The 12,373-nt window shown below is 62.1% G+C and carries 15 protein-coding genes; 14 read left to right on the forward strand and 1 reads right to left on the reverse strand.

What is annotated here, in order from left to right; translation table 11 throughout:
* Positions 1-7: 7 nt before the first annotated feature.
* From AC1DY9_RS14995 to AC1DY9_RS15060, 14 genes are all read left to right on the forward strand, one after another.
* Entirely contained in the window at positions 8-418 is a 411-nt protein-coding gene (locus AC1DY9_RS14995; RefSeq protein ID WP_457282454.1) for a VOC family protein, read from the forward strand.
* A 10-nt stretch (positions 419-428) separates the two neighbouring features.
* Entirely contained in the window at positions 429-911 is a 483-nt protein-coding gene (locus AC1DY9_RS15000) for a MaoC family dehydratase (protein WP_477666919.1), read from the forward strand.
* A 58-nt stretch (positions 912-969) separates the two neighbouring features.
* On the forward strand, positions 970-2,193 hold the full coding sequence (locus tag AC1DY9_RS15005; RefSeq protein ID WP_477666920.1) for a CaiB/BaiF CoA transferase family protein: 1,224 nt from the start codon (positions 970-972) through the stop codon (positions 2,191-2,193).
* On the forward strand, positions 2,190-3,011 hold the full coding sequence (aroE, locus tag AC1DY9_RS15010) for a shikimate dehydrogenase (protein WP_457282358.1): 822 nt from the start codon (positions 2,190-2,192) through the stop codon (positions 3,009-3,011). The genes AC1DY9_RS15005 and aroE overlap by 4 nt, the downstream gene beginning before the upstream one ends.
* Before the next feature lie 32 nt (positions 3,012-3,043).
* Positions 3,044-3,742, forward strand: coding sequence for a TetR family transcriptional regulator (locus AC1DY9_RS15015; RefSeq protein WP_457282359.1), 699 nt, complete (start codon positions 3,044-3,046; stop codon positions 3,740-3,742).
* Between the two features lie 150 nt (positions 3,743-3,892).
* Positions 3,893-4,423 carry a TRAP transporter small permease gene (locus AC1DY9_RS15020; protein WP_457282360.1) on the forward strand — a complete coding sequence of 177 codons (531 nt, stop codon included), beginning with the start codon at positions 3,893-3,895 and terminating at the stop codon, positions 4,421-4,423.
* Positions 4,420-5,703, forward strand: coding sequence for a TRAP transporter large permease subunit (locus AC1DY9_RS15025; RefSeq protein ID WP_477666921.1), 1,284 nt, complete (start codon positions 4,420-4,422; stop codon positions 5,701-5,703). The genes AC1DY9_RS15020 and AC1DY9_RS15025 overlap by 4 nt, the downstream gene beginning before the upstream one ends.
* A 99-nt stretch (positions 5,704-5,802) precedes the next feature.
* A complete protein-coding gene (locus AC1DY9_RS15030; RefSeq protein WP_457282362.1) occupies positions 5,803-6,810 on the forward strand; it encodes a TRAP transporter substrate-binding protein in 1,008 nt (335 codons plus the stop codon).
* An 82-nt stretch (positions 6,811-6,892) separates the two neighbouring features.
* The gene (locus tag AC1DY9_RS15035) at positions 6,893-7,945 is read left to right on the forward strand and encodes a Gfo/Idh/MocA family protein (RefSeq protein WP_477666922.1); all 1,053 of its coding nucleotides are present in this window, start codon (positions 6,893-6,895) and stop codon (positions 7,943-7,945) included.
* Between the two features lie 69 nt (positions 7,946-8,014).
* Positions 8,015-8,464 (forward strand): type II 3-dehydroquinate dehydratase, encoded by a 450-nt coding sequence (gene aroQ / locus AC1DY9_RS15040; RefSeq protein WP_477647179.1) that lies wholly within the window; start codon positions 8,015-8,017, stop codon positions 8,462-8,464.
* A gap of 21 nt (positions 8,465-8,485) precedes the next feature.
* A complete protein-coding gene (locus AC1DY9_RS15045; protein ID WP_457282365.1) occupies positions 8,486-9,274 on the forward strand; it encodes an SDR family oxidoreductase in 789 nt (262 codons plus the stop codon).
* A gap of 98 nt (positions 9,275-9,372) precedes the next feature.
* Positions 9,373-10,206 (forward strand): shikimate dehydrogenase family protein, encoded by an 834-nt coding sequence (locus AC1DY9_RS15050; RefSeq protein ID WP_477666923.1) that lies wholly within the window; start codon positions 9,373-9,375, stop codon positions 10,204-10,206.
* A 100-nt stretch (positions 10,207-10,306) separates the two neighbouring features.
* A complete protein-coding gene (locus tag AC1DY9_RS15055) occupies positions 10,307-11,239 on the forward strand; it encodes a LysR family transcriptional regulator (RefSeq protein WP_457282367.1) in 933 nt (310 codons plus the stop codon).
* 18 nt (positions 11,240-11,257) lie between these two features.
* Positions 11,258-11,707 carry a DUF2214 family protein gene (locus tag AC1DY9_RS15060; RefSeq protein ID WP_477666924.1) on the forward strand — a complete coding sequence of 150 codons (450 nt, stop codon included), beginning with the start codon at positions 11,258-11,260 and terminating at the stop codon, positions 11,705-11,707.
* Between the two features lie 21 nt (positions 11,708-11,728).
* Here AC1DY9_RS15060 and AC1DY9_RS15065 read toward each other — a convergent pair whose 3' ends face one another.
* Positions 11,729-12,370 carry a LysE/ArgO family amino acid transporter gene (locus AC1DY9_RS15065; RefSeq protein WP_457282369.1) on the reverse strand — a complete coding sequence of 214 codons (642 nt, stop codon included), beginning with the start codon at positions 12,368-12,370 and terminating at the stop codon, positions 11,729-11,731.
* Between the last annotated feature and the right edge of the window lie 3 nt (positions 12,371-12,373).

Genomic DNA, 12,373 nt, shown 5'->3' on the forward strand with positions numbered 1-12,373 from the left:
GCACACCTTGGCCCCCCACAAACAAAAATCCTATGTAGAACACGTTGCGGTGCGCGTCAAAGACATCCGGTGGCATATCAACTTCTTCCTGGAGGTGCTGGGCATGGATGTGCGCGAGATCGACGGACCCGCCGATGCACCGCACCAGTACTGGACGATCGGCGGCCTGCAGCTCATGAGTACGCCAGGCTTTGCAGCGCCGCCGTCGAACGACGCCGGCTGGCTGGCGCATCTGGGCATCATGGTGGACGACCTGGAGGCCGCCTTGGCCGGGGCGAAGACATGGGGCGTGAAGCAACTGCCCCAGGGCCGCAACTGGCTGCAACTGCCCGATGGCCTGGCCGTCGAGCTGATCCAGGCCAGCACCGGCTGCGTGTCTGCTGTATTGGCAGTCAATCCCAGAGCCACCACTGCCTGAAAGGCGCCTCATGCCCAACCCCAACATCCAGTTCGCCACGCCGGAAAAATACTGGGACGACGCCCAGGTCGGCGACGAGTGCACCAGCCCGTCCTATACCTTCACCGCCGCGCGCATCGATGCCTACGCCGAACTCACGGGCGACTTCACGCCCGTGCATGTGGATGAAGCCTACGCCAATGCCTCGCACTTCGGCTGCCGTGTTGCGCACGGCCTGATGGGGCTGTCGGTTGCCGACGGCCTGAAAACCCAGAGCGAATACCGCTTCCTGCCCGGCATGTCGCTGGGCTGGACCTGGGACTTCCTGCTGCCGATCAAGATCAATGACACGCTGCACGTGAAATTTCGTGTGGCCAGCATGCGGCCCTCCAAAAGCAAGCCGGGCTGGGGCATCGTGGTGCTGCCGGCCGAGCTGATCAACCAGGCCGGGCAGGTGGTGCAAAAGGGCGAGCACCGCCTGATGGTGCCGCGCCGGCCATCGTCTGAAAAATGATTTGCTATCAAAAACATAGCTGCTTGCGCCCGATATACAAAGATGAATTCAGGTTTTTATGAATAAAGCTACCCAAGCGCTGCCGCTGGCGGGCATCCGCGTCGTCGATTACAGCCATTTCCTGGCCGGGCCCTATTTGTCGCGCTGCCTGGCAGCGATGGGTGCAGACGTCATCAAGGTCGAGCGGCCCAGGGACGGGGATGCGGGACGCGCTCACGCTTACTTCATCAAGGGACAAAGCGGCTACTTTTTGCAGCAGAACATGGGCAAGAAGGGCTTGTGCATCAACCTCAAGGACCCGCGCGGCCTGGAAATGATGCACAAGCTCACCGACACAGCTGACGTGTTCGTCGAGAACTACCGCCCCGGTGCGTTGAAAAAGCTCGGCCTGGGCTACGAAGAGCTGTCCCGGCGCAACCCTGGCCTGGTGTACTGCTCGATCTCCGCCTATGGCCATACCGGCCCCGACGCGCACCGTGCCGGCTTCGGCCTGATTGCCGAGGCCAAGAGCGGCATCATGGCCATGGTCGGCGAGCCCGGCGGCGTGCCGCCGCTGCTGCGCGTTTCACTGGGCGACATGTACACCGGCATCCACGGCGTGGCGGCGGTATGTGCCGCACTGCTGGGCCGCATCAAGTCGGGCAGGGGTCAGCATATTGACTTGTCCCTCTACGACTGCCTGGTGTCCATGCATGACTATGCGGTGCAGTGTTACACCCTCTCAGGCGGCAAGGAAATTCCGCAGCAAACCGGCCACGACATGCCTCAAAGCACGTTGTACGGCGTATTTGCCGCCAGCAACGGTTACCTCGTGATTGCCGCGCAGGTCGACGACGCATGGAAGCGTTTTGCTTTGCTGATAGGCGGCGAAGCTCTGGCGCTTGACGCGCGCTTTCACAGCGCCGCAGGGCGCAACGAAAACCGCACCGAAATACTTGCCCTGGCGAAAGCCTGGGTAGCGGGCCGTACTGTGGCCGAGTGCCTGGCTGCGCTGGATGCGATTGACGTGCCCTGCGCCAAGGTGCAGAACATCGAGGAAGTGCTGAACGATCCGCAAATTCAGGCGCGCAACATGGTGATTGAGCAGGACCACCCGGTGCTGGGCAAGATCCGCCTGCCCAACCTGCCTTTCAGGTTTTCGGAGTGCGACACCTCACCTGCCTGCGTTGCACCCGGCATGGGTCAACACAACCGCGAGATCGCCGCGAGCGTTGGTTATAGCGCTGCCGACATTGAGGCGATGGAGCACGACGGCGTGCTGTATGCAGAGGTGCAGCCATGACCGACCGCTATGCCGTCATCGGCAACCCGATAGGGTTCAGCAAATCGCCGCTGATCCACGGCATGTTCGCGCAGGCTACCGGGCAGGACATGGAATACACGGCTATCGAAGGGCCGCCAGGCGGATTCACCGGGGCCGTTGATGCCTTCCGCGCCCTGGGCGGCAAAGGCATGAACATTACCGCGCCATTCAAGCTCGACGCCTTTGCCTATGCCACCGAACGCTCGGAGCGGGCGCAGCTCGCGGGGGCGGCCAATGCCATGAGGTTTGAAGGCACACGCGTGATTGCCGAAAACTTCGACGGCGTGGGCCTGGTGCGCGACGTCACGCACAACCTGGGCTGCCAGCTGCAAGGCAAACGCGTGCTGCTGCTGGGCGCCGGCGGAGCGGCCCGGGGCGCGTTGCTGCCGTTTCTGGCGCAGGCTCCGGCCGAACTGGTGATTGCCAACCGCACGGTTGCCCGGGCACATGAACTGCAGGCCATGGGCGCGGCCCAGGCAAACGTCCGCGGCTGCGGCTATCCGGATCTGGCGGGGCAAACCTTTGACGTGGTGTTCAATGCCACCTCGGCAAGCCTGCGCGCCGAACTGCCGCCGGTGCCGGCAAGCGTGTTTGCTCCTGGTTGCCTGGCCTACGAACTGGCGTACGGAAAAGGGCTCACGCCGTTTTTGCGCCTGGCGCAAAACGCGGGAACCCGGCGGCTGGCCGATGGCGTGGGCATGCTGGTGGAGCAGGCAGCCGAAGCCTTTGCATGGTGGCGCGGCGTGCGGCCCGATACACGCGCTGCGATTGAACGCATCACCATTGCGCTGGTATGACATGACCTCAGCCTGCCCCCTATACTGCGCGAATGGACGAAACAGTACATTCGCAGGCAGCTTCGACCAAGGTGCGTGGGCGCAAAAGCAAGGCCCCGGCTGTGCAGACGGCCACGCGCACCAACGACCCGGCACGCACGATGGCCGGCATCCTCGAAGTGGCAACGGCCGAATTCGCCGAGAAGGGCCTGAGCGGCGCGCGCATCGACGAGATCGCGGCGGCCACCAAGACCAGCAAGCGCATGATCTATTACTACTTCGGCAGCAAAGAGGGGCTGTACCTCGCCGTGCTGGAGGAGTCGTACCGGCGCATGCGCAGCATCGAGGCGGAACTGCACCTGGAAGACCTGCTGCCGGAAGATGCGCTGCGCCGCCTGGTGGGCTTTACCTTCGACCATCACCACAGCAATCCGGGCTATATCCGGCTGGTGATGTCCGAGAACATGGAGCGCGGCAGCTACCTGGCCCAAAGCAAGATCATCCAGCAGCTCAATGTGCCGGCCATCGATGCCATCCGCAAGCTTTACGAGCGCGGCGTGGCGGCGGGCATATTTCGCATAGGCCTGGACCCGATCGACATCCATGCGTCGATTTCTGCGCTGACATTCTTCAATGTCTCCAACCAGCACACCTTCGGACTGATCTTCAAGAGCGACACCCAGTCGGGGCGCGCCATGACGGCGCGGCGCGACAGCATCATCGAAATGATCGTGCGCTTCGTGCGCAAGTAACTTCCGGATCGCGCCGGCCAGGGGCCGGCATGTCGGGTTTCTACCGATTCGTTTAAAACTAACTAGTTCGTACATTATGGATTAAAGCAATCTTCAACAGGCTCAGGGCTGGACGGCTGCGCGCGCAGCCACGCATAAAAAGGAGACAACATGGACAAGTGGATAGACCGGTTTTGCCGGGTGCTGGACGGCGTGATTGCGCTGTTCCTGGCGCTGATGGTGGTGCTGGTGTTCGGCAACGTGGTGTTGCGCTATGGCTTCAACTCGGGCATCAATCTGTCAGAGGAGCTGTCTCGCTGGCTGTTCGTCTGGCTGACCTTTCTCGGTGCCGTGGTGGCGATCAACGAGCGCGGGCATCTGGGCACCGACATGCTGGTGGGTCGCCTGGGCCCCAGGGGCAAGAAAATTTGCCTCGGCATCAGTTACCTGCTCATGCTTTTTGCCTGTTGGCTGATGTTCCGTGGTGCGTGGGAGCAGGTCAAGATCAACTGGACCACCACCAGTGCCGTGATGGAAGTGTCCATGAGCTGGTTCTACGGCTCGGGCATGGTGTTCGCCGTGCTCGGCGGCCTGTTGCTGCTGCGGGACCTGGTCCGGCTGCTCAGCGGCAAGACCGGGGACGGTGAGCTGATGATGATCAGGGAATCCGAAGACCAGCCGCATGAAGGAGGTCCGGCATGACCATCGCTATATTCCTCGGATCGCTGCTTGCCGCCATGGCGCTGGGCATCCCGATCGCGTTTTCATTGCTGCTGTGCGGCGCGGCGCTGATGTGGCACCTCGACATGTTTGACGCGCAGATCCTGGCACAGAACGTCGTGAACGGCGCCGACAGCTTTCCGCTGCTGGCCGTGCCCTTTTTCATGCTCGCCGGCGAGGTCATGAACGCAGGTGGCCTGTCGCGCCGCATCGTCAACCTCGCCATGGCCCTGGTCGGCCACATCAAGGGCGGCCTGGGCTATGTCACGATTGTGGCGGCAGTCATCATGGCGGCGCTGTCGGGCTCTGCCGTGGCCGATGCGGCTGCGCTGGCGTCGCTTTTGCTGCCCATGATGGTGGCCGCCGGCCATGACAAGGCGCGCTCCGCAGGGCTGATCGCATCGGCGGGCATTATCGCGCCGGTCATCCCGCCTTCGATTGCCTTTGTCATCTTCGGTGTGGCAGCCAATGTGTCAATTTCCAAATTGTTCCTGGCCGGCATCTTTCCCGGTCTCTTGCTGGGGTTGTCGCTGTGGCTCACCTGGTGGTGGCTGGTGCGCAAGGAAGTGGTGAAAGCCCCGCCGCGCAAGAGCCGTGCAGAAGTCCTGGTGGCGTTGAAGGAGTCGACCTGGGCGCTGGTGCTGCCGCTGATTGTGGTGTTCGGCCTGAAGTTCGGCATCTTCACGCCGACCGAGGCCGCTGTGGTTGCCGCGGTGTACGCAACGCTGGTTTCCGTACTAATCTACAAGGAGCTCACGCTGAGGAAGCTCTATCCGCTGTTCGTGGGCGCCGCCAAGACCAGCGCGATCGTGATGTTCCTGGTGGCCGCGGCCATGGTGTCGGCCTGGCTGATCACGGTGGCGCAGATACCGGGCCAGGTGGTTGCCCTGCTGCAGCCGCTTCTGGACAGCCCGAAGTTGCTGATGCTGGCCATCATGGTGCTGGTGATGGTGGTGGGAACCGCGCTGGACATGACACCCACCATCTTGCTGCTGACGCCGGTGCTCATGCCGGTCGTCAAGGCCGCCGGCATTGACCCGGTGTACTTTGGCGTGTTGTTCATCATCAACAACGCCATCGGGCTGATCACCCCGCCGGTGGGCACGGTGCTGAACACGGTGGCCGGGGTGGGCAAGGTGAGCATGGACGAAGTCACCAAGGGCGTGTTGCCCTTTATGTGGGCCCAGTTCGCCATCATGTTCCTGATGGTGGCTTTTCCGCAAATCGTCATCATCCCGGCGCGCTGGTTTTACGGCGGCTGACAACTTTCCGCGCTGCCGGGCGTGCTGGGTACGCCACGGCCGGCAGCCACGTCAAAGCGTACCGTGACACCTCATCCCCTCAAAAAACCGGAGACAACCATGAAACGCCTGTTTATCAAATCCGTCCTCGCTACCGTCGCCCTGGCGGCCTTCGGCATGGCCTCAGCCCAGGACATCAAGGAACGCACCGTCAAGTTCGCCACGCAAAACCCGGACGGCCACCCGATTGTGCTGGGCATGAAAAAATTCGCTGAAACCGTGGCAGCGAAATCGGGCGGCAAGATCAAGGTCAACCTCTTCCCCGGCGGTGTGCTGGGCGGCGATGCACCGAACATCTCCGCGCTGCAAGGCGGCACGCTGGAAATGGTGGTGATGAATTCCGGCATCCTGGCCAGCCAGGCCAAGGAATTTGCCGTTTTCGATTTTCCGTTCATGTTTGCAAGCTCGCAGGAAGCCGATGCCGTGGTGGATGGGCCTTTCGGGAAAATGATGCTCACCAAGCTCGATGCCAAAAACATCCATGGGCTGGCCTACTGGGAACTCGGCTTTCGCAACATCACAAACAGCAAGCGCCTCATCACCAAGGTGGACGACATTGCCGGCCTGAAACTGCGCGTGATTCCGAACGCCATCAACATCGACTGGGTGACCGCACTGGGCGCCAACCCGACGCCCATGGCTTTTCCCGAGGTTTATGCCGCGATGGAACAGAAAGCCATTGATGGCCATGAAAACCCGTTCACGGTCATCAACGCGAACAAGTTCTACGAAGTGCAAAAGTACCTGGCGGTGACCAACCACCAGTACAACCCGCAAACCGTCATCGTCAGCAAAAAGCTGTGGGACACCCTGAGCAATGATGAGAAAAAAATCTTCTCGGATGCGGCCGCCGAAGCTGCTGCGTACCAGCGCAAGGCCTCGCGTGAACAGTCCGGCACCGCGCTCGAAAACCTGAAGAAGAACGGCATGCAGGTCAGCGAGTTCAGCCCCGCAGAAATGGCCAAATTCCGCGAGAAGATGAAGCCCGTTATCGAGAAGCACTCGGCCATCGTGGGTGCCGATGTGGTCGGCGCACTGCAGGCAGAGCTCGCCAAACTGCGTAAATAGGATTTCACGCCCCGGCCGGCCCAGCGCACCGGAGCGCCGGGCTGGCCTGTTCTTTCATTCCGGTTCCGGGTATCTTTCCTTCATGAGCAAAATCCGCATCGCTGTCGCAGGGGCCGGCTACATCGGCCTGGCCCACATGGATGTGGCTCAAGAGAGCCCAACCTGCGTCCTTTCGGCCATTGTCGATCCTGCGCCGGCGGCAAAGGCTATCGCCGCCAGGGCGGGTGTTCCGCTGTACCCATCGCTGGATGAGCTGCTCAGCAAGGACCGCCCTGACGGCGTGATCCTTGCGACGCCGAACCAGCTGCATGTGCCGCAGGCCCTGCAATGCATCAAGGCCGGGGTGCCCATCCTGCTGGAAAAGCCCATTGCACCCACGCTGGCCGAAGGCGAGCAGCTGGTCAAGGCGGTCGCTGAGACGGGCGCCAAGGTACTGATCGGCCACCATCGCGCGCACAGCCCCATCATGGCCAAAGCGAAAGAAATCGTGGATTCGGGAAAACTCGGCAAGCTGGTTGCCGTGACGGGCAGTGCCACATTCTTCAAGCCCGACCGCTACTACGAAGACGCGTCATGGCGCCGCGAGATCGGCGGCGGCCCCATCCTCCTGAACATGATTCACGAGGTGCATAACCTGCGCATGCTGTGCGGTGACATCGTGGCAGTGCAGGCCTTTGCCTCCAATGCCACACGCGGTTTTCCGGTGGAAGACACGGTGGCCATCAATCTGCGTTTTGCCAACGGTGCGCTGGGCAGCTTCATGCTGTCGGACACCGCCGCATGCGCGCGCAGCTGGGAGCAGACCTCCCAGGAAAACAAGGCCTACCCAAGCTATGGCGACGAAGACTGCTACGTGATTTCGGGCACCAACGGAAGCCTGTCGGTTCCGACCATGCGCCTGAAAACCTACGCCAGGCCGGAAGATCGCTCCTGGTGGAAGCCGTTTGACGAGAGCGTGGCCGACATGGTGCGCGACGATCCCCTCAAGCACCAGCTGGAGCACTTCGGCGCCGTCATTCGTGGTGAAGCACCGCCGCTGGTCAGTGCCCGCGACGGCCTGCTGAACCTGCGCATCACCGAAGCCATCGCGCAGGCCGCCCAAACCGGCCAGGTGATCGAGTTGCCCGTTGGTTAAGCAGCTCGACCCTCCCACATACAAATCAAACCACGACAAACAACGTCAACAACCAGGAAAGAAATCACCATGAAAGTGCTCATGCTTCACGGCATCAACCACAACATGTTCGGCAAACGCGACCCGGCGCAGTACGGCACCATCACGCTGGACGAGATCAACACCAGCCTGCAGGCTTTGGGCCGGGAGCTCGGCGCCGAGGTGGAACATTTCCAGACCAACAGCGAATGTGACATGTGCGAACGGATTCACCAGGCATTCACCGACAAGGTCGACGCCGTGCTGATCAACGCCGGTGCCTGGACGCATTACAGCTACGGCATCCGCGACGCCCTGGCCATCCTCACGGTGCCGGTTGTCGAGCTTCACATGTCGAACATCCATGCCCGCGAGCCTTTCCGCCATGTGTCGGTGTTCGCTGAAATCGTCAAGGGGCAGATCTGCGGCTTTGGCGCTGACAGCTACCTGCTGGCTTTGCGCGCCGCTGTTTCGGCGATCAATGCCGCAAGGGTTTCGTAAATCATCAGAAAGAGAGCGGCCATGTCACAGGAGTTCGCTGGAAAAGTCATCGTTATAAGTGGCGCCAGCCGGGGCATCGGCCATGGCATCGCCGCTGCGTTTGCCGCACGCGGTGCGCAAACCGTTTTGGCCGCATCGTCCATTGAGAACCTGAAGACTGCAGCAGATGCAATTGCAGGCACTGGAGCACTCCGCCCTGAGGTATGTGCTGCGGATCTTCGAGGCGAAGAAGGTTGCAAAGCGGTATTCACCCTGGTGTCCGAAAAATTTGGACGCTGTGACGTGTTGGTTAATTCCGCGGGTGCCACGCGCGCCGGTGCGTTTCTGGACCTTCCGGAGGACGCATGGCATGACGGCTTTGCATTGAAGTTCTTCGGCTGTGTGAACTTGTGCCGCCTGTTTTGGCCGATGCTGAAAACTGCGGGTGGGCACGTTGTCAACATCATTGGCGGCGCTGCCCGTACGCCCGACCCGGGCTTCCTGATCGGTGGGTCGGTCAACGCTGCGATGCACAACTTCACCAAGGGCCTGTCCGGTCTTGGAAAGCGGGACGGCGTCAATGTCAACGCCATTCTTCCGGGCTTGACTGAAACCGGCCGTGTAGCGCAACTGTTTCAGCAGCGTGCAGCCGCAAGTGGAAAGCCCGTCGAAGAAGAACGACAGGCACAAATCGCACGCGAGGGACTCAGCCGGCTGGGGACACCCGAGGATGTCGCCGCACTTGCGATATTCCTGTGTTCGGAGAGTGCCCGCCACATTCAAGGCACGGCCATCGCTGTGGACGGCGGTGGCACCCCTGGCCTGTATTGATCGTCAAAGGCATCTTTGTTGCAGGCGAATGACCGTCAGCACTGATCATTCGGCATTATTTTCAACAGCGGTTTTAACTGCAAATTTCTGGAACCTCCATGATCAACGGCCATACCGAACTCATCGCCCACATCGGCTACCCGACGCATTCTTTCAAGGCGCCGATGATCTACAACCCCTACTTTGAACAGGCGGGAGTGAACGCGGTGGTCGTGCCCATGGGTTGCAAGACCGAAGACTACCCGGCCTTTCTGCGGTCGGTGTCTTGCCTGGAGAATTTCCGCGGCGCGCTGATCACCATGCCGCACAAGGTTACGACTGTCGATTTGCTGGACGAAGCCACACCCACAGTACGCATCGCCGGCGCCTGCAATGCCGTCAAACGCGACGCCAATGACAAGCTCGTGGGCGACATGTTCGACGGGGAAGGGTTTGTGCGCGGCGTGCAACGCAAGGGCTTTGATCCGCGCGGCAAGCGTGCCCTGGTCGTCGGCAGCGGCGGCGTGGGCTCGGCAATCGCTGCTTCGCTGGCCAAGGCCGGCGCGCGCGCGCTAGGGCTGTGCGACGTCAATGCGGCCTCCGCGCAGGCGCTGGCTGGGCGGCTGCGCCAGCATTACGCAACGCTGGAACTCCTCACAGGCTCAAACGACCCGGCGGGTTACGACCTGGTGGTCAACGCCACGCCCATGGGCATGAACGAAGGCGATCCGCTGCCCATGGACGTTTCACGTATCGCCGCCAACAGTTTTGTGGGCGAAGTGGTCATGAAGTCGGAGATGACCGCGTTTCTGGCAGCGGCCAAGGCGCGTGGCTGTACGGTGCAAGTGGGGTCCGACATGCTGTTCGAGCAGATCCCGGCCTACCTCGAGTTTTTTGGCCTGCCGACCACCACACCGGACGTCTTGCGATCGGTGGCCCGGCTGAGTTATTAAAAAAGTGTAAGAGGACGCGCGCACCGTGCGTCCTGGGTGGGAAGTGTTGGAATCAATGCTAAAAACGGCTGATTTCAGACGTTCATGGACATAATCCAGCATGGACAAACTCAAGCAGCTTGAATCGTTCGTGTCGGTTGCGACACGCGGCAGCCTGACCGCTGCCGCGAACGCCGAAGGCGTGGCGCCGGCCATCATGGGGCGTCGGCTTGATGCACTGGAAGGCCGCCTGGGCGTCAAGCTGTTGGTACGCACCACCCGGCGCATCACGCTCACACACGAAGGCAGCGCCTTTCTTGAAGACTGCCAGCGCCTGCTGATTGATTTTGCCAACGCCGAAGCCAGCGTTTCGGCCGGCGGCGTCAAGGCCAGCGGGCATCTGCGCATCACCGCGCCGGCCGGCTTTGGCCGCCGCCACGTGGCGCCACTGGTCACACGCTTTCGCGAAGTGCATGCCGATGTCACGATCTCGCTGAACCTGAGCGACCGGGTAGTTGACCTGGCCGGCGAGGGTTTTGACTGCGCAGTGCGCGTCGGCGACATGCCGGACTCTTCGCTGGTGAGCGTGCGCATGGCTGACAACCGCCGGCTGTGCGTGGCCACGCCGGTCTACCTGGCCCGCCACGGCACGCCCCAGCACCCCAGCGAGCTGGCGAAATTCGACTGCCTGACGCTGTCCAGCGACGCCTCGCAAACGCGGGGCTGGGCGTTCCGGGTCCAGGACGAATTGATCCATCTCAAGCCGGGCGGGCCGCTCGACTGCTCGGACGGCCAGGTCCTGCATGACTGGTGCCTGGGAGGGTACGGCATTGCCTGGCGCAGCACCTGGGAGGTCGAGGCAGAAATTGCCGCCGGCCAGCTGGTGGCGGTGCTGGAGGATTTTGCCGCGCCGCCCAACGGTATTTACGCCGTATTTCCGCAACGCAAACACTTGCCGCTGCGGGTTCGCCTTTGGCTGGATTTTCTGAAACACCATTACAGCCAACCGGAGTTCTGGTGCTCGTCGCCAGCCGCCACCACCACAAAACCCTGACTGGAAAGGATCCCGACGATGGTTCTCGAATCTCTTTTGGCCTATGCCCACCTGCTGGCGATTCTCACCATGGTGGTTTTTCTGGCGAGCGAGGCGGCGCTGTGCCGCACCGAGTGGCTGAACGCCGCCGTGATCGAGAGGCTCGGCAAGATCGACATGGTCTACGGCATCTCGGCCGGCGCGGTTTTCCTGACCGGCCTGGCGCGCGTGTTTCTGGGCAGCAAGGGCGCGGCCTGGTACGTCCACAACCCCTTGCTGTACGTCAAGCTCGTCATGTTCCTGGCGATTGGGCTGATTTCCATCAAGCCGACCATGATGTTTTTGCGCTGGCGCCGTGAGTTGCGCGCCAGCGGCGCCCTGCCCGATGCGCTGGAAGTCAAACAAGCGCGGCGGCTGGTGATGGTGCAGGCGCACATCCTGCCGTTCATTCCGCTGGCCGCCGTCTTTCTGGCCCGAGGCTTTGGTTAGGCACACACCCGCGCTGCAGCGTCAGGCTGAAAACAGGCCATGCACCAGCCAGAAGGCGGTGCCCCACATCATCAGCGCTACCAACAGGTCCATCGCGCGCCATATGGCCGGTGTGTTGAGCCTGCGCCCCACGCACCACAGCGCCACACCCAGGCCGGTAAACCACAGCAATGAACCCGTGATGGCGCCCAGGCCGAAGACGGCGTTGTCCGGCCGGGCGTAAGCCAGTGATGCGGTGCCGATGACCACGGCGGTGTCCAGCCATGCATGGGGGTTGAGCCACGACAGCGCCAGTGCCAGCCCGATGGCCTTGCGGCGCGGCATGGCCTCTGCGCCGGCCATATCGGGGTTCTGGGCAGACGCGTGCGCAGGCTGCAGAAAGCGCCGCATGGCCTGGGCGCCATACACCAGCAGCACCAGCGCGCCCGCGCCGGTCATGGCGCCCAGCAGCTTGTCGGAAAGACCGCCCAGTTGCGCAAGGCCGGCAACGCCTGCGGCGATCAGGGCCACATCGGTCAGCACACAGACGGCGACGGTGAGCCAGAGATGCTGGCGTAGCAGGCCCATTCGGATCACGTGAGCGTTCTGCGGGCCTATGGCCATGATGAGCGAGAGGCTGAGGACCATGCCAGTCAGGAAGGCGGGGGCGGTGAGCGGGTTCATGGC

The organism is Polaromonas sp. P1_F6 (assembly GCF_056405695.1).